General features: G+C 44.9%; 19 protein-coding genes. 4 read left to right on the plus strand and 15 right to left on the minus strand.

Annotated elements, in window-relative coordinates; genetic code table 11:
• Nucleotides 1-46: 46 nt before the first annotated feature.
• The 9 genes from ACESON_RS02625 to ACESON_RS02665 form a co-directional block, all read right to left on the minus strand.
• Nucleotides 47-883 (minus strand): triose-phosphate isomerase, encoded by an 837-nt coding sequence (locus ACESON_RS02625; protein ID WP_177960098.1) that lies wholly within the window; start codon nt 881-883, stop codon nt 47-49.
• Nucleotides 880-2,076 (minus strand): diphosphate--fructose-6-phosphate 1-phosphotransferase, encoded by a 1,197-nt coding sequence (locus ACESON_RS02630; RefSeq protein WP_177960099.1) that lies wholly within the window; start codon nt 2,074-2,076, stop codon nt 880-882. The genes ACESON_RS02625 and ACESON_RS02630 overlap by 4 nt, the downstream gene beginning before the upstream one ends.
• 39 nt (nt 2,077-2,115) lie before the next feature.
• Entirely contained in the window at nt 2,116-3,267 is a 1,152-nt protein-coding gene (gene nagA, locus ACESON_RS02635; RefSeq protein WP_177960100.1) for an N-acetylglucosamine-6-phosphate deacetylase, read from the minus strand.
• A gap of 30 nt (nt 3,268-3,297) precedes the next feature.
• The gene (locus ACESON_RS02640) at nt 3,298-4,119 is read right to left on the minus strand and encodes a glucosamine-6-phosphate isomerase (protein ID WP_177960101.1); all 822 of its coding nucleotides are present in this window, start codon (nt 4,117-4,119) and stop codon (nt 3,298-3,300) included.
• Nucleotides 4,120-4,204: 85 nt separating this feature from the next.
• The gene (locus ACESON_RS02645; protein WP_177960102.1) at nt 4,205-4,873 is read right to left on the minus strand and encodes a response regulator; all 669 of its coding nucleotides are present in this window, start codon (nt 4,871-4,873) and stop codon (nt 4,205-4,207) included.
• Nucleotides 4,870-6,315: a sensor histidine kinase gene (locus ACESON_RS02650; protein WP_373108613.1), complete on the minus strand. Its 1,446-nt coding sequence runs from the start codon at nt 6,313-6,315 to the stop codon at nt 4,870-4,872. The genes ACESON_RS02645 and ACESON_RS02650 overlap by 4 nt, the downstream gene beginning before the upstream one ends.
• Before the next feature lie 167 nt (nt 6,316-6,482).
• Complete coding sequence (locus ACESON_RS02655; RefSeq protein ID WP_373108378.1) at nt 6,483-7,586, minus strand: ABC transporter substrate-binding protein; 1,104 nt, start codon at nt 7,584-7,586, stop codon at nt 6,483-6,485.
• A gap of 108 nt (nt 7,587-7,694) precedes the next feature.
• Nucleotides 7,695-8,483 carry an ATP-binding cassette domain-containing protein gene (locus ACESON_RS02660; RefSeq protein ID WP_177960105.1) on the minus strand — a complete coding sequence of 263 codons (789 nt, stop codon included), beginning with the start codon at nt 8,481-8,483 and terminating at the stop codon, nt 7,695-7,697.
• Entirely contained in the window at nt 8,462-9,250 is a 789-nt protein-coding gene (locus ACESON_RS02665; RefSeq protein WP_177960106.1) for an ABC transporter permease subunit, read from the minus strand. The genes ACESON_RS02660 and ACESON_RS02665 overlap by 22 nt, the downstream gene beginning before the upstream one ends.
• 297 nt (nt 9,251-9,547) lie before the next feature.
• On the opposite strand from ACESON_RS02665, the gene ACESON_RS02670 reads away from it, so the two are divergent.
• Both ACESON_RS02670 and ACESON_RS02675 read left to right on the plus strand, forming a co-directional pair.
• Nucleotides 9,548-10,624, plus strand: coding sequence for a LacI family DNA-binding transcriptional regulator (locus ACESON_RS02670; protein WP_373108379.1), 1,077 nt, complete (start codon nt 9,548-9,550; stop codon nt 10,622-10,624).
• A gap of 19 nt (nt 10,625-10,643) precedes the next feature.
• A complete protein-coding gene (locus ACESON_RS02675) occupies nt 10,644-11,525 on the plus strand; it encodes an aldose 1-epimerase family protein (protein WP_177960108.1) in 882 nt (293 codons plus the stop codon).
• A 64-nt stretch (nt 11,526-11,589) separates the two neighbouring features.
• Here ACESON_RS02675 and ACESON_RS02680 read toward each other — a convergent pair whose 3' ends face one another.
• Complete coding sequence (locus tag ACESON_RS02680) at nt 11,590-12,489, minus strand: FAD-dependent oxidoreductase (protein WP_177960109.1); 900 nt, start codon at nt 12,487-12,489, stop codon at nt 11,590-11,592.
• 172 nt (nt 12,490-12,661) lie between these two features.
• Between ACESON_RS02680 and ACESON_RS02685 the strand changes: the two genes are divergently transcribed.
• Entirely contained in the window at nt 12,662-13,540 is an 879-nt protein-coding gene (locus tag ACESON_RS02685) for a LysR substrate-binding domain-containing protein (protein WP_177960110.1), read from the plus strand.
• 39 nt (nt 13,541-13,579) lie between these two features.
• Nucleotides 13,580-14,482 carry a LysR substrate-binding domain-containing protein gene (locus ACESON_RS02690; protein WP_177960111.1) on the plus strand — a complete coding sequence of 301 codons (903 nt, stop codon included), beginning with the start codon at nt 13,580-13,582 and terminating at the stop codon, nt 14,480-14,482.
• Nucleotides 14,483-14,496: 14 nt separating this feature from the next.
• Here ACESON_RS02690 and ACESON_RS02695 read toward each other — a convergent pair whose 3' ends face one another.
• The 5 genes from ACESON_RS02695 to dhaK form a co-directional block, all read right to left on the minus strand.
• Entirely contained in the window at nt 14,497-15,075 is a 579-nt protein-coding gene (locus tag ACESON_RS02695; protein ID WP_177960127.1) for a chromate transporter, read from the minus strand.
• The gene (locus ACESON_RS02700; protein ID WP_177960112.1) at nt 15,065-15,673 is read right to left on the minus strand and encodes a chromate transporter; all 609 of its coding nucleotides are present in this window, start codon (nt 15,671-15,673) and stop codon (nt 15,065-15,067) included. Before ACESON_RS02700 ends, ACESON_RS02695 begins: the two co-directional genes overlap by 11 nt.
• Before the next feature lie 122 nt (nt 15,674-15,795).
• A complete protein-coding gene (gene dhaM / locus ACESON_RS02705) occupies nt 15,796-16,179 on the minus strand; it encodes a dihydroxyacetone kinase phosphoryl donor subunit DhaM (RefSeq protein ID WP_177960113.1) in 384 nt (127 codons plus the stop codon).
• 16 nt (nt 16,180-16,195) lie between these two features.
• Complete coding sequence (gene dhaL, locus ACESON_RS02710; RefSeq protein ID WP_177960114.1) at nt 16,196-16,822, minus strand: dihydroxyacetone kinase subunit DhaL; 627 nt, start codon at nt 16,820-16,822, stop codon at nt 16,196-16,198.
• 19 nt (nt 16,823-16,841) lie between these two features.
• Nucleotides 16,842-17,831, minus strand: coding sequence for a dihydroxyacetone kinase subunit DhaK (gene dhaK / locus ACESON_RS02715; RefSeq protein WP_177960115.1), 990 nt, complete (start codon nt 17,829-17,831; stop codon nt 16,842-16,844).
• Nucleotides 17,832-17,890: the final 59 nt, after the last annotated feature.

Here is a 17,890-nt window from a genome sequence, read left to right on the forward strand (position 1 = left end):
TTTTTATTTTCTGTGCCGCTTGCCGCGGCACAAACAGCTGTTTTAATTATTTACCCATGTAGGTACGGATGATTTCCAGATATTCCTCCGGATAATATCCGATCTCGCCGGAAAAACGGGTCAGAGCAATCAGACCTCCGTCCATTACCGGAATCGATGCCAGCATTTTCGCATTGTCTGTTTTCAGACCGCCGCCGTAAACCACATCCATTCCTCCGGTCACTTCTTTTACAAAGGTACCAATCATAGTTATGTATTCCTGATCCGGCGGAGTTTTTCCAGGTCCGATAGCCCAGATAGGTTCATAGGCAATCGTAACCATAGACTTGTCTACACCCTCCAGACCAGTTTCCAGCTGTTCTCTCAGCACCTCCTGCCATCTGGACTGCTCCTCAGAGGATTCTCCAATGCAGTAAAGTACTTTAAGACCTGCTTTTACAGCAGCCTTAATCTCCTGATTCAGCAGACGGTTTACTGCTGCTGTATCGGTAACACCTGCCTCTGCCAGAACCCCAGCCTTGTCGCGGCGCTCCTCACAGTGACCAATGATGGTTGTTGCACATCCAATTGCCTTTGCTGCATTAGCAGTTCTGTTTGAAGTAAAGGCACCGAAATTTCCGCCAACTGCCGTATCATCCCGGTATACGCTCTGACAGCCTACCTGTACGGGGCTGTTTTCACAGAGAGCATTGACTGCCGGAATCAGATGAGCCTCTGGAAAATACATGGCAAACTCCACGTCCTCTCCCTCATAGGCCTTCAGCGCTTCCTGTGTATTCTCAACAATATAGCTTCCCCACTGATGGATGGGGGCAATGGCATTGACTCCGCCAAGTTCTTTGGGGATATCAAACCGTTTCAGATTTAAAAAAATATGTTTCATGCCTGTTCTCCCTTTTCTTCTCTGTAAAGCTCCTGAAAATCAATGAAATCACGGATTTCGCTTCCAATCAGCGGTTTGCACCAGTCAGTAAATGCCTGGGTTACATCGTTGCCCCGCTCGTTAATATATTCTCCTGGAAGGGTACGCTCATACAGCATAACCTCTTCGATGGGGATCATGCGGGTATGCATTTTATAGGAGCCGTCCGGTGTCTCTTCCCGGATAAAGCCCACCATAGTTCCGCCTTCGCCTCGCATGGCTGCTTTCAAAGCTTCCCGGCCAGCCAGAACAGCCTCGTCCCGATCCAGACTGGACTGAAGCGCGATAGATGCCCGGCCACAAAGCCCCGGCTTTTCACTTCTGGCTTTAATTCCCAGATTCTTAATTACCAGCTCTGCCAGATAAGCGCTGACATCACCATAGTATACAGAACGGCCGCTCTTGAAAATCGGAGGAACAATCGGCTCCCCGTTTTCTTTTTTCAGTCCCTCACTGGCAACAACGACAACACCGCCCAGCTGATCATACAGCCGTTTTACATCCTTCAGAAACTCTTCTTCTTTAAATGGACGCTCCGGAAGATAAATCAGATGCGGCGCATCGCCTGGTTTTTTTCTTGCCAGAGCAGAGGCTGCGGTAATCCATCCGGCATTACGGCCCATAGCCTCAATAATGCAGACATGAATCGGCAGCGCCTTTACATCTACGCCAACCTCTGCCGTTGTTTCCGCAATATAGCGAGCAGCACTTCCATATCCAGGGGTATGATCGGTAATAGCAATATCGTTGTCAATGGTTTTGGGAATTCCCACAACACAGACACCTGCATCCTTACATGCCCGATAAATTTTTCCGCAGGTATCCATGGTTCCGTTTCCTCCGTTTAACAGAACATACCGGATATCATGCTTTTTAAAAATCGCCCCCATGGCCTGATAATCCTCTTCCTCCAGCGCATAGCGGGAGGAGCCGATAGCCGTAGCCGGTGTGGTTAAAAGAAGCTCCAGTTTTTCCTGGGGATATTTCATCAAATCAAGAAACTGCTCCTTTAACACCGCCTCGCTTCCTCCGATGGCTCCATACACATGATCGATGACGCCGCTTTCCTTTGCTTCCATAATAACACCATATAAAGAAGCGTTAATCACTGCCGTAGGGCCACCGCCGTGTACTACCAGTACATTTCCTGCCATCCCGTTTTCCTCTCCTTTCATTTCAGAAATCCTTCTGTTTTATTTTTCGTATACCAGCATTCCCTTTACATAAGTTCTGCAGACATTACATTCTTCATCCAGAGCAACCAGGTTTGCCGCTTTTCCTTCTTCAATGGAACCAACCCGATCGTAAACCCGAATCAGCTTTGCCGGATTTTCTGTCAGCATAGGAATGATTTCCTCCAGCGGACGTCCTGTAAATTTCAGCAGATTCTTCAATGCCTGACCAGAGGTCAGCGTGCTTCCCGCCCGGCTTCCTCCATTTGCCAGCTGTGCATCCCCGTCCACAACAACAACATCATTAACGCCCAGCTTATATTTTCCATCAGGAAGTCCAGCCGCCATAATAGAATCCGTAATAGCAACTACCCGATCCACACCTTTCGTCTTGATGATCAGGCGTACCGTTCCTGGATGAAGATGACGTCCGTCACAAATAATCTCACAGTAAACGTTGTCATCCTCTAAAACAGCGCCCCAAATAGCCGGAAAATGCTGATGAAGAAGCTTCATAGCATTTCCTGTATGAGTTGCTGCTTCTGCACCGTTTGCAATCGCTGCCTGGGCAGTCTCGTAATCCGCTCCAGAATGTCCGATTGCTGTAACAATCCCCAGCTTTCCAATCTCAGCAATGAACTCAACCATTCCATCCAGCTCCGGTGATACGGTGATGTAGCGAATTCTTCCCTCTGCTGCTTCCTGATACTCCTTCAGAAGTTCGAGATTAGGCATCTGAAGCAGATGCTCTGGCATTGCGCCTTTGTAGGCCGGGCACAAAAATGGTCCTTCCAAATGAATTCCCAGCAGTTCGGCTCCTTTATGCTCCAGGTTCTCCCACTGTTTAAACTGCTCAATGCACCATAAGGTCTGCTCTCTTGTATCTGTCAGCACAGAGCCCAACCAGCCGGTAGTGCCCTGGCTTGCCTGAAAACGGCAAACCTTCTCAAAATCTTCCGGTTTTGCAGCATTTACATCCACACCAACTGCCCCATGGGTATGAATATCAAGAAAGCCCGGTACAATCCGATAGCCAGAAACATCAAAAACCTCAGCACCGTCTGCTTCAAGATTACTGCCAATCTGCCGAATCACACCATCTTCTGTCAGGATGTCAGCAGCCACGAATCTATGATCTCTGTAAACAGTGCCGCCTTTCAGCAACGTTTTCATGCAAAACCTCCCCTTTCTTTCTATCCGTGTTTAGCCTTCCAATGCTGCCACGAAATCTGTAAACGTCAGTGTAAGATCCGGATGACTCTGAAGCAAGGTTACCGGAAATTCAGCAGTAGGTTCACCATAAGCTGCTCTGCGGACAACTGCTCTGTGCCAGTTACGGAAACAGCCCAGGCGAATTTTCCTTGCATGAGCAATCTCATAAATACCAATGGTTACACAATAGTGTGGCATATCTTCCAGGGCACCATTAAAATCACCAATCGCATTCGCTGCTCTCGTTTCCGGACTGATTTCCAGCACTCTCGTTTTCTGTGCAAGGAATTCATCTCCTGTCAGGGAAGGATCTGCTTCATTAAATGCTACATGACCATTGATTCCAATGCCTCCAAATGCAATATCAACTCCTCCAAGACGTTCAATCAGCTCCGGAATATAGGAAATGTTATTGGGATCCGGGAATACTCTCTGTTCTGGCGGCATTACCAACTCCGGTTTCACCTTCGAATACACCGTTCTTTCCATAAAACCGCGGAAGCTCAGAGGATGATCCATAGGAACCCATTGCTTTTCGTCGTCAAGATATTCATCCATGTTAATGAACCATGTGTTTTTTAAACTGATATTTCTTTCATTTACCATTTCAACGAAAAATGGATACTGGCCAACCGGGCCGACAGGGCAGATAAATACCGTTGTTTTTCCCTCTGCGTTGTGGGCTTCAATTGTTTCAGCCATTTCCCCTGCCATATGACGAAATACCTGCTCATTATCCGCCATACATACAAGGGAAATCTTCGGATTTGCAAGAAGTTCCTCTTTGCTGTATCCGTAGTATTCGTGTCTCATTGTGACATACCTCCTTTTCTTATTTTCATTGTAACATAAACCAGTCTTTTTTGTTCAAATTTTTACTCAATCGTTTGCCTTATTTTTACACAAAGAGATGGGATAAATTTAAATCCCGGATCATAGACACAATTTCCTTTGTTCTGCTGCATCCGAATTTCCGCAGCAAGCTTTTAATCTGAGTTTTGACGGTGATCATTTCCACACAGCGAACCTGCGCAATCTCTTTTACTTTCATTCCTTCCAGCAAAAGCTTTACCAGTTCTCGCTCTGCTGCTGTTAGCTGAGAAACATTATGAATGAAAAACAAAAGGCTCCGTTCTGAACGCTGCAAGCGGGAGTATTCACGCATAATCGTTTCCTGAATGCGAGAATTCATTGTCGCCCGCCCAGCAAAAGCATTTCTGATATGAGACAGGATCTCTTCACTATCCTCTCCTTTTACCAAATAATCAACAGCCCCTGTTCCCATGGCAGTAATGATCATCTCATTCGTTTCATGAGCTGTCATAAAAATAATCTTCTGTTCCGAATTCTTATCCCTGATTTTTTCTGCCGCAAGAATCCCTGCGTTGATGGTTTCCATTTCAATATCCATCAAAATAATATCTGTCGCTTCTTTTTCTGCCAGCTCTACTGCCTGGACACCTGTTTCTGCTGCCCACACAACCTGCATATCTTCTTGGCTGTCAATCAGCTCCTTTAGATCTTCCCGAATCAGTTCAAAATCCTCTACAATTGCTACTTTTATCATACTTCCCCTCTCTTCCACTTCAAGTTTAGTCTCTTTCTGGGTTCATATCGAGGTATCATCATACAAAAACTGGTTCCTTCTCCAGGAACGCTTTCCATCTTCATCATACCAAAATGCCCCTTTACAATTTCTCGTACATAATAAAGTCCCATTCCCCAGTTATTATTGGTATTTTTACTCGTATAAAATGGATAAAAAATTTTCTGCCGTTCCTTTTCTGCGATCCCATTTCCATTATCCCGAATTTCAAATCCAATATAAAAACGTTCACTGTGAAGAATAATTTGAAGAATTTCTTTTTCTGTTTTTCCAGAAACTAAAAATGCCTCATGAGCATTAGTCAGCAGATTATACACAGCTTCTCCCAAATGCTGCACATCCGCCAGAATAACCTCATCCTGATCTCCGAGAACATCTACGGACACTCCTCGATATTTCTGCTGAAACTGCCGGATTGCCTGGGTAACCACCTGTCCTGCCGGAATTGGTGATAAAATCAAAGCATTGGATTTAATGCTTTTATATAGTTCTTCCATTCTTCCCAGCATATTTTCATTAAACTGCTCCAACATACAGGCATATTCTCTCAGTTTTTCCATATCCGGCTGCTCTGCAGCTAATTCCCGGCGTATTTTTTTACACAGAACACGGTTTGAAAGCAGCTGATTTTTTATGCTGTGGACAAACACCGTCACTCCCATACTTGCTGTTTCAAATTTACGCTGAATGCGGATCTCATCTCTGTTTTCTTTTCTGTCGATCTCTGTATAGGTGCGCAGACTCCAGAATCCAAGAACGACAAACAAAAGTGTTATTACAGCAAACAGATACCAGCCTGCGACACTCATCGTCGAATCTGTATATAAACGCCCATTAAACCGCATATATTCCTGAGAATAAATCTGATATACCTGAATCGGATCCTGGACACAATAAATAGCATACTGTACCGTTACACTAAGGATAAACACTAAGATATACCGGAACTGGCGTTTACAATGAGGAATTGTAATGCGGTAATACTCATAACACAGAAGAAACACAGAAACCGCTAAATAAATATGAATCCAGCAGAAGGTACCTCTCATCAAGAGCTTCTGAAGCTCAAACCTTCCCTTTACCAGTTCGAAAAAGAAATTGGGATAATAAATCAGAAGGCTGACTGCAGGCAGAAGCAAAAACAACCAAAACTTATGTTTGAGCCTCTGGATAGAAGGAATCATACTTTTATTTGCTGCAAACGTCAGCAAAAAGAAAGGGAACAAATATCTTCCTACCGCTATGGTATATCCCAGATTTCTCAAAGGGAAAATGAGATAAGACAGCCATCTCTGAATTCTGGTATCAAAAAAAAGGAACATTTTCTGTTCCGGGGAAAGACCTCCTGTTTTTGCCAGGTAAATAGTAATACCTATAAACATAACAATAAAGCTGAAGCACATTCCCAGCAAAAAAAAGGTTTCCCTGTCACGTTTCAAGAAAAACAGGATTATGGATGAAACAGCAAGAAACAGTAGAATAATAAACAGCATTTTTAACTCCATAAACAGGTGCAGGGAAAAGGCTGAAACATTACATTTCTGCCTTTTCCCTTTTTCCTGCCTGATTTTTATTTGTTATTTGCCTCGTTAGCTTCTTTCATAACATCAAACAGAACATATTCATTTACATCTACCTTCTCGGTAAGACGTCCACCATCAATAAATACCTGCTGCTGGTTCTCGTAATACTTCTGGATGGTTCCATCTTCCAGAGCTTTTTTCTGGAAATCACTGGTAATAGTCCAGTTTCCTTCGCCAACACAAGCCAGCATAGTAGATGCATCAACCTCACACTGTTTTGCAACCATTTCTGCAACTTCTTCGATATGCTCATTTCTGTAATCTGCAGCCTTCTGAAGTGCGCGGCTGAAGCGAACCAGAACATCATGATGCTCATCTGCATATTTCTGAGTTGTAATAAAGCTGGACGGGAAGGTTGCTTCATTGATATAATCCTGGTTTGTAGCAAGCCATACGGTCTTATCTCCCAGAGCTTCGCTGATGGTTACAGTTCCCGGAGACCAGGTTGCGCAGGCATCTACATTGCCGCTTACCATAGCACTTACCATACCGTTAGCATCCATTTCTACAATCTCAAGATCATCAGAAGTCAGTCCAGCAGACTTCAAAGCCAGATTCAAAATAATTTCTGCAGAAGTACCACTGGTTGCAGCCACCTTCTTTCCTTTTAAATCTGCGATAGAGCTGATTCCTTTGTCTGCATTTCCGATAACTGCATCCGCAAGGCTGGTACAGTCAATCTGGAAAATAACAGCCTCACCCTCAGCACAAAGAGCATGTGCTCCATGACCGATCTGAGAAATTGCGATATCACCTGCCGCCATAGCTGCTATTTCAGCCGGTCCGCCCTGGAACTCAACTAATTCAACAGTCAGCCCCATCTCTTCAAAATATCCCTTTTCTCTTGCCGTTACAGCCAGGGAAGCACTTCCCATATTAGGCATATAGGCAACTCGAACTGTTTCCGGTTCAAAGCTTTCTGCCTCTGTTTCTGGCTCTGCCTCAGCAGATGTCGCAGCTTCTGTTGCTGCTTCTGTTTTGGGAGCCTCTGTTGCTGCTGCCTGTGTTTCTTCCTTCTTAGCTCCACCGCAGCCTGCAAGAGACGCTGCCGCCAATGCTGCTGCCAGAATCACGCTTACCTGTTTTTTCATAGTTTATCCTCCTTCTTCCCCGCAGGGTATGTTTCTACTTAATTTTGTGTTATCTGCCATCTTGATTTCTGTCTGTATCGTTCCCACTTTCAGCAAATCTCTTTGTTTCTATTTGCGAACCTCCAGATACTCCTGATATACCTCGCCCCAAATGTAGGTCTTCAAATCCAGGAACGGAAGCTCCATCTTCATTTCCTGTGTTCGTGGATACGGAAGATTGACATCAACAATCTTTTTAATTCGTCCTGGTCTTGCACTCATAATAATTACTTTCGTTGCCAGAATCACTGCCTCTTCCACATCGTGAGTAATAAAGAAGCACGTTTTTTTCTGCTCCTGCCAGGTTTTAATCAGCTCTGACTGAAGCTGCGTTCTTGTCTGAGCATCCAGAGCTCCAAAGGGTTCATCCATCAGAAGAACGGAAGGATCCACGGCATAGGCTCTTGCGATCGCTACTCTCTGCTTCATACCACCAGACAACTCTTTCGGATAAGAATCGGCAAACTGTTCCAAATCTACCATTTTCAAATATTTCATGGCAATTTCCCTGGACTCTGCCTCACCCATTCCCTTCAGTTTCAGGCCAAACTGTACGTTTTTCAGTACAGTCAGCCAGGGGAATAATGCATACTGCTGAAATACTACACCACGCTCCGGACCAGGTCCATGTACTTCTTTTCCATCTACATAAACTGCACCTGAGGTAGGTTCCAAAAGACCTGCAATAATATTTAGCAGTGTCGATTTTCCACATCCAGACGGCCCTACTACACAGACAAATTCATTTTCCATGATATCAAGGCTGACACCATTTAAGGCAACCATATCGCCATTTCGCCCACTATATATTTTCTCAACCTTGTCAATTTTTACTTTTACTGTACCGTTTCCTGCCATCCCGTTAGCTTCCTTTCTAAGAATTTAACCAGCTGTTCCATCAGCATACCAATCACACCGATAATAAGAATTCCGAGAAGCACGGTTGCCATATCATAATATCCCTGTGCTTTCTGAATCATCATGCCCAAGCCCTTTGAAGCACCAGTAAGCTCCGCCGCAACCAGTGTTGTCAAGGAAGCGGAAAGTCCTAATCTGGCACCTACCAGAATAAATGGAGTAGAGGCCGGAATAATTACTTTAAAGAAAATATCTTTATCAGAAGCACCCAACACCCTTGCTGCTTTAATCAGTGTCACATCTACATTACATACCCCCTGGTAAATTGTTACTACCAGAACCAAAAACGATGCAATAAAGATAACTATTACCTTTGCCTCTTCGCCTACTCCTGCTCCTGTAATAATCAACGGAATATATGCCAAAGGCGGAATGTTACGAACAAACTGCACCCAAGGCGCTACCAAGTTTCTAAAAGGAGCATACCATCCCATCAGAAATGCAATCGGAATAGAAACAATAAAGCCCAGAGAAAATCCTACAATTACACGAAACAGGCTGGAATAAATATGAGGCCACAGAGTTCCATCCTGAATCTTTGCAGTCAGCTTGGAAAAAACCTCCCAAGGTTCTGCAAATACTACTCCGCCGGATTCTGTAGATGCAATCAAAATCCAGAGAAGAATTGCCAGAAGAAGCGATAATGCCATCCAGGCGCTGTTAGGAATTCGCGTCCAAAAGGCTTTTTTGTCTTTCACGTTATCCATAAAAAACCTCCCATTTTTCGGTCATGCCGTATATTTTCTTCACTGACCTAAGTGTATCGTGTTTTGGGAAGAAAAAACAGTATGAAATATTATCATACCCTTTTGAAGGCTGCCTGAAAATCCTGCTCTGTTTCTTTTATTATACATGATTTCTATTATAAGGGATCAAAGTCATTTGCGAAAAGAAAAATCCGTGCAATTTTCACAATTTTTACGCAAACGTTTGTGTATATTGCCATAGCTTTTTTCCAGGTGTTTTTATAGAATAAAAGCAACCGTTCAGAAAGGAGGCCCTTTATGACACTGAAGGAAATTGCAGCAGAGGCCGGCGTATCGATTTCCACTGTATCCCGCGTCATTAACAAAAGCAGCAAATGCCCGGCCAGCCAAGAAGTTCAGGATCGAATCTGGGAAATTGTACGCCGCACCGGCTATGTCCCCAACAGCTCTGCACGTGAGCTAAAAATGGGAATCCAGGAAAGCACCGGCAGCCGCTCCCGCTCCATTGCCTGCATTTTTGCCCGTGTTTCTGAAAAAGAAACGGACAGCTTTTTTGCAGCACTTGCAAGAAGTATTGAAAAAGAAGCCTTTCGGTATAATTATATTTTAAAATATACCTTTACCGCCTTTGATATTAACCATCCAGGCACTTATCGTCTGGTTACAGATAATCATGTTGATGGAGTTGCCGTTTTAGGCCGCTGCGACAAGCAGCTTCTGAAGTTCCTCAAACGATATTTTAAATGTATAGCCTATACGGGACTTAACAGCCTGGATGCCAAGTATGATCAGATTATCTGCAGTGGTTACGACACCGCTGTAACAGCTGTCAATCATCTTCTTTCTTTAGGACATAGGCAGATTGCCTATATTGGAGAAACAGAACACGAGGATCGCTACCGGGGCTATTGTGATGCTTTAGCAGCTGCAAAAATCCTCTTACGCAAGGAACTAACTGCTAACGTTGCTTTGTCTTCTGAAGGCGGATACCGCGGAGCCAGCAGTCTTCTTGATAAAAATTGCGGAGCTACTGCCTACTTCTGCCCCAATGATATTACTGCCATAGGTGTAATGCGTGCCCTAAAAGAGCACAATCTCTCCATCCCAGAGGATGTTTCTCTCATCAGTATTGATGATATTGAAACAGCTCAGTATTTAACACCAATGCTGACTACCATTCATATTCCTGTCGATGAAATGGGACAGATGACTGCTAAAATTCTCATTGATCGAATCGAGGGGGGACACACGCTTCCCATGAAAATCAGCCTCCCCTATTATATTGCCAATCGAGAGAGCTGTGGTCCTGCTGTTGTCCAAATACAGCCAGCAGGTGCTTTGCACTCTGCTGACCGATATGGATTAAAAAAATAAAATGAAAAGGAGAATAAACATGATTATTACTATCTGCGATTCCAAAACAACTGCATCTATCGACACCTTAGGAGCCCAGCTGATTTCTATGAAAGACGCTTCCGGAAAGGAATATATCTGGCAGAGAGATCCTGCTGTCTGGGCCCGCTGTTCTCCCCTTCTCTTTCCTTCTGTAGGAAACTGCCGTAACGGAAAAACGCTTTTTGATGGTGTGTGGTATGAGATGCCAAAACATGGTTTTTGTGCAACTTCTGAATTTTCTGTTTCCGATCAGTCCGAAACTCATGCCACATTCCAGCTTACAGCCAACGAAAATACACTACGGTTCTATCCATATTACTTCATCCTTACCCTGACCTACCGCCTGAATGACGGAGTACTTTCCATGGATTATTCCGTAAAAAATATCGGCGACAGCCGCATGGTATACTGTATCGGCGCTCATCCAGGCTTTGTATGCCCGCTTGAGGAAGGAGAATCCTTTGAAGATTATCGGTTAGAGTTTGAACAGACAGAAAATACCGCTTCCATGCCTTACAACCCAGAACGAATGGAATTTAATGCAGAGAGCACTCGCTTTCATCTGGAAAACACCCGTTTTCTGCCCTTAGACTACGAGTTATTCCATAATGACGCTGTTTATTTTGACGAAATCCGTTCCAGAAAGGTTTCCGTAGTAAATCCATCTACTGGAAAAGGAATCGAAGTTGATTATGCCGGCTTTGAAACTGTGGCATTCTGGACTCCTTACGAGTCTCAGGCTCCTTTCGTCTGCGTAGAGCCCTGGAACGGTTCTGCCATCCGTTCTGACGAGGACGATGAGTTTGCACACCGCCACCACGTTCAGTCTCTGAATCCACAGGAGGAAAAAAGCTACCATCTGGGCATCCGGATCTTGTAATTCCAAAAAGAGGAAATGCAGCTCCAACCGCATTTCCTCTTTTTTGTAGTTTTATTTTCAAAATTTAGTTCATGGCTGCGTAGACAGCAGCTATTGTGCCGTCAGCCACTGCCGTAGATACCTGGCGCACACCCTTTACTCGAATATCACCGGCTGCATACACCCCGGGAATCTCTGTTTCCATTCGTTCATTTACTGGAATAAATCCATTTTCCAGCTTCAACTGTCCGTATAATTCCGTATTGGGAACTGTTCCCGCATATACAAAAATTCCACAGCCCGGATCTTCTATGGTTTCAATTGCTCCAGTTCTCTCATCGGCAATTTCCAAAGCTTCCACCCGTTCTGTTCCATAAACTCCATGAAGTCTTGAATTCAATCTTACAATCATGTTCGGACACTTCTCTGCCTTTTCTCGAAATTCTGCAATACATCCCAGCCCGTCTTCAAAATGAATAATCGTTACCTGGCTGGCTGATTTTGACAGATACAGCGCCTCCTTTACAGCACCATCAGAGCCTCCCACTACATATACATGCTTTCCTGCGTAGGTATCGCAATCCCTTGCTGCATTCATGGTCATTCCTTTTCCGCTGAGTTCCTTTTCTCCAGGGATTCCCAGCATTCTGGGAGATGTGCCTGCGGCAATAATCACCTTTTCCGCCTGATATACGCCTCGTTCCGTAGTAACCGTCTTTGTTTTCCCTTTCAACTCCACCTCAGTGACTGTTTCCATTTTAAACTCCACGCCTGCATCCATGGCCTGCTTTTTCATTCTTTCTGCAAAGGTTTTTCCTGTTTCTCCTTCTGTAATTCCGGCATAATGGGTTACTGTCGAAACCTTTCCAATCAGCCCTCCAATGGCCTGCTTTTCCAGTATCAGAGTTTTCTTTCCTCTGCTTACAGAATAAATTCCAGCACTGATACCTGCGGGACCTGCTCCGATAATAATTACATCATACATAGCTTTGCTCCTCCTGACCTTCTTGTTCTCTTCCCTAGCCGTCTCCGGCCTGTCTCTTGTTTCCTTCCTCTATAATATAGATCTGTTTTATCATTTTGTAAAATTATGTATATTGATTATATAATAAATTTATATTATGATATAAATATCCTGTTCTTGGAGGTGTCAAACTATGATTGATTTTCGTATGAAAACATTTTTAACTGTATGTGAATGTATGAACTTTACTCGGGCGGCTCAGGTATTGAATCTGACACAGCCTGCTGTTTCCCAGCATATCCGCTATCTGGAGGAGCAATATGATACACCTTTATTTATCCGTGAGAAAAAGAAACTCTATCTGACAGACGCCGGGCAGATTCTGAAGGACTCTCTAGAAACTCTGCAAAGCGATGATCATCGGATGAAAATCAGGATGCAGCAAAGTATGGCAGGAAAAAAGGGACTGACCTTTGGCGTTACTATGACAATAGGAGAATACGCTGTCATTCCCTCCCTTGCCCGCTTTTTAAAAGCCCATCCACAATGGGAGATCCATATCTGCTACGGCAATACTCAGACACTTCTTTCTCGCCTTCGGGAAGGAACTCTTGATTTTGCTATTGTTGAGGGGTATTTTAGGGAAGATCTTTACACTACACGAATTCTCCAAAAGGAACCCTTTATCGGCGTTGCCTCCAGCAAACATATTTTTCAAAAGCCTGTTTCCTGCCTGCGGGATCTGACAGGCGAACGTCTTCTTCTGAGAGAGCACGGTTCCGGAACACGGGCTATTCTTACGAAAATCCTGGCCCTCAACAACCTGTCTGCAGAAGATTTTTCCCATATTATCGAAATAGAAAATATTCATGCCATCGTTTCTCTGCTACGGGAGGACTGTGGAATTTCATTTTTGTACCAGTCTGCTGTCCAAAAAGAACTGGAAGACAAAACCCTTATAGAAATTCCTTTATCTGATTTTAAAATCGCACACGATTTTTCATTTATCTGGAATAAAGACAGTATTTTTTCTGCTCAGTACGAAGCAATTTTCCAGGAATTACAGAAATAAAAAAAGACATGCGCCAGAAAGGAGCAGAAAGGAATCGTTATGACACTAAGAACTATCCGAATATTTGTGACAATTGCCGAAGAGAAGACCATGCATGCAGCGGCAAAAAAACTGTATATCTCCCAGCCATCTGTCAGTCAGGCAATTTCCGAGCTGGAAAAAGAATACCATGTACAGCTGTTTGAGCGGCTTTCTCAGAGGCTTTACATTACTGCGGCCGGGGAAAAGCTTTTAGCCTATGCCTATCGTTTGCTCAGAACCTACGAAGATATGGAACAGCTTCTGATTTCCCAGGGAACCTACCAATGTCTGCGGCTGGGAGCCAGCGTATCGGTAGGTACCTGCCTGATTCCGGAACTCGCCAGTCAGCTGAAAATCAGACACCCTGACATAGATCTTCAGGTTACAGTCAACAATACCAGCCGAATCGAGCAAATGCTTCTGGAAAGCCAGCTGGATGCAGGTATTGTTGAAGGCACCATTGTAAATCCAGACCTGCTCTGCACAAGGGTATGCGAAGATGAACTTTTAATTGTTGCTCCGCCAAATCATCCTCTGGCCAGCCAGCCCTGTATTCCCATAGAGCGACTGGCCGGAGAAACCTTTATTTCCCGGGAATCCGGAAGCAACGATCGCAATCAGTTTGAGCAGTTTCTTCAAAGCCACCATATTCCTTTGACAAAAAGCTGGACCTGCACCAACACCCAGGCAATTATCAATGCTGTTTTAGCCGGACATGGGCTTGCTATTCTCTCCAGAATGCTGGTTGAACCGTATCTGAAGGAGAAGAAACTGACTGCCCTTTCTCTGGAGCAGGTTCATATCCTCCGGGATATCCGGCTGGTCTATCACAAAGACAAGCTGCTTTCTCCGGAAATGGAAGGTTTGGCCAAGTTGTGCCGCCTCTCACTCTGCTCTGTTATCGGAGAGCCTGTCTCCTGACAGCTGTACTCTCTTTACAGGAAAAGGCCTCCTATCAGATAGGCCGCCGTTCCCACAACTCCGGAACCGAAGATAATCTGAATGGCTCCCACCTTTTCCCGGAACCGGCGAAGCAAAAACAGACCGCCTGCAAAAAGAACCAGCTCCACGATTTTCAGATTTTCTGCCTGAAGACCAGATAGCCCAGAGTCAAACAAAGCCAGTAAAAGAATGGAAAAACCTGCAGAGCCAATCAGGGCCACTACAGCCGGCCGCATAGCGGCCAGAACCGTCTGTACGCCAGAAAAGGAACGATATTTGTAATAAAAATATGCCAGCGTCAGGCAGATGAAAAAGGATGGAAGGATACATCCCAGAGTACATAAAATTGCTCCGCCCAGTCCGCCCAGTCTTGTTCCCACAAAGGTGGAAGAATTAATGGATACTGGCCCGGGAGTCATTTCTGCAATGGTAATCAAATCCGTAAACTCTTCCATGGACATCAACCTGTGAATATTTACAATTTGAGCCTGAATCAGAGGAATCGCAGCATATCCTCCTCCAACGGAAAACAGACCTACCTGAATAAAGGCAAAAAACAGTTTAACAAGCATATTCACGTTTTTTTCCTCCCTTCACTGACGCTGCATTCCACCATGCCTGAAATATGCCCATACCCAGACAAATGAGAATCACTGTCATAGCGCTGATATTCAGAAAGCAGGTTGCCACAAAAGCTGCACTCATAAGACCCGTATAAAAAACAGAACCCATATCCCACACATTCTTTGCCAGATTCCAGGCAACATCTGCAATCACTGCCGCCACACCGGCCCGCATCACCTGAAGGGCCAAAGCAATGTAGGCATTGGTGCGAAATTCTGTGTAAAATACACAGATCAGGGAAATAATTGCCATCGGCGGAATAATTGTTCCAAGAACTGCAGCCAAAGCACCTGTCACTCCACAGATCCGGTATCCAATAATCACTGAGGCATTTACCGGAAGCGGACCTGGCGCGGATTGAGTAATGGCTGTAATATCCAGCATTTCTGCTTCATCCAGCCACCCCAGTTCCTCAACAAACTTCTTTTTCATCAGAGATACAATCACAAACCCGCCTCCAAAGGTACAGGCGCTTAACACAAACATAGCCCGGAACAGTGTCCACAGCTTTCCGGGCTTTGTTTCTTTCCATACTTGCTTATTCATTGGTATTTTCCTCCTTAAGCTTCACTTTTTCTGTGTTTCTTTCGAAGAAAATCATACCCCAGTTTAAGCAATATGTAAAATACCTGTATTTGATTAAACTGATAACAAAATAATTATTATCTTTATGAGAGCTTTTTCATATCTCGAACCTTTTCCAAATCCTTTAAAATCTCTTCAAAGCTCATTCCTCCGGCTGCATTCACGGCTGCCACAACAGCGCCCTCTACCAGAGGGCAGTCTGCCATTGCCAGCTTCTGTCCATCCAGAGCCTCCAGTACCATCTCCGTGGTCATCACCGCGCTGCCCAGATCCATCAGCACAATGACTCCGTCCTCTGAGTATATCTCATTAACAGCCTCCAGAATTCGCTCAAAGCTGGTACCAAAGCTTCCGTCCTCCAGGCCGCCTGCGGCGACCTGAGGGACATCCGGAGCCATCATTTTTGCCAATTCCACAACACCCTCAGCCAGCTTTCTGCTGTGAGAAACGATTACAAATCCAACCATCCTGTTCTCCCCTTTCCTAGCTCAGAGTATTTTTTACCGTTTCCAACATAAAGGAAAAGGACGTGGCTCCCGGATCCTGGTGTCCCAGCCCCCGCTCTCCTACATAGCTGGCGCGGCCCTTTGTTGCCACCAGATCCTTGGTATGCTCTGCACCAGCCCAGGATGCTTTGCAGCCAGCCTCCAGAACGCCATTTCTGTCCATTCCGTCTGCTGCTGCCTGTTTCATGGCATCTAAAGCCGGAACCATAGCATCCAGCATGGTAGCTTCCTCCACGGTTGCCTTTCCTCTCTGCTTCACCGCTTCGACAGCAGCCTCTACAGCTCCGAGAAAATCATTCATATCCATATCCATTTTTCCATTTAAAGCCATGCCCATTTTCATAAATGCCGATCCATAAAGAGGCCCGGAAGCACCTCCTACTTTTGATACTAGAGCCATTCCTGCTGTTTTCAGAATCGTTCCAATATCCTTATCTTCCATCGATGGCAGTTTATTCTCCACTTCCTGAAATCCTCTGGCCAGATTGATCCCATGATCACTGTCTCCGATAGGCTGATCCAGCTCTGTAAGATATTCCTTTTCTGCTTCGATTTTTTCTCCAATTCTCTTTAAAACCAAAAGCACCATTTTGTTATCTGCCATTGTTTTCTCCTCCTGATTCCTATTCTTTCCAAGCCGGTGTATCTGCCTCTGCATCCAGAAGCTGCTTCATCTCCTCATCCAGCTTCAGCAGGGAAATAGAAAAGCCCTGCATCTCAATAGAGGTCATATATTCTCCCACTAAAGTCCGATATATGCGGATTCCCTTTTCTGCAAGAACGTCTGCCACATGATTGTTGATAATAAACAGCTCCATTAGAGGAGTTGCTCCGGAACCATTGATCATCACAGCCACCTCACTGCCGGAATAATCCAGATCTGCAAGAATCTTTTCCAAAAGCAGATCCACAATCTCATCTGCCGGTCTCATTTCCTCCTTATGGGTACCCGGTTCGCCGTGAATACCGATTCCAACCTCCATCTCATTTTCAGACAGCTCAAATCCTGGTTTTCCTGCTGCCGGAACCGTACACGGAGCAATAGCCGCTCCCATCGTCCGCACATTGTCAATTACCCTCTGAGCGACTGTCTGAACCTCATCCAAATCAGCTCCTGTCTCTGCCAGGGCCCCTGCAATCTTGTGAACAAATACAGTTCCTGCCACTCCTCTTCTGCCAATGGTATATAAGCTTCCGTCAACAGCAACATCATCGTTGGTTACCACATGTTTTACAGAAATGCCCTCCATCTCCGCCATTTCCGCTGCCATTTCAAAATTCATGACATCACCGGTATAGTTTTTTACTACCATCAGAACACCCTTGTCAGTAGCAATGGCCTTAATGCCTTCCAGAATCTGATCCGGGGTCGGAGAAGTAAATACTGCGCCTGCAACTGCCGCATCCAGCATACCGCGTCCCACAAATCCCCCGTGTGCCGGTTCATGACCGCTTCCGCCTCCGCTGATCAGGGCAACCTTTCCTTCCTTTTTCTCAGCACGAACGACTACATTTCCGCACTCCAGCTTTCTAAGATGCTTTGGATAAGCCTTTACCATACCCTGAATCATCTGATCCTCTACCTGGTCAACGCCATTGATAAATTTCTTCATTCTGAAATCTCCTTTCGTTCCGCTTATTTTCTCCTGTACATTCTGTCTGCTTCCCTCTT

Source organism: Lachnoclostridium sp. Marseille-P6806 (assembly GCF_964238185.1).
Taxonomy (GTDB): Bacteria; Bacillota; Clostridia; order Lachnospirales; family Lachnospiraceae; genus Brotaphodocola.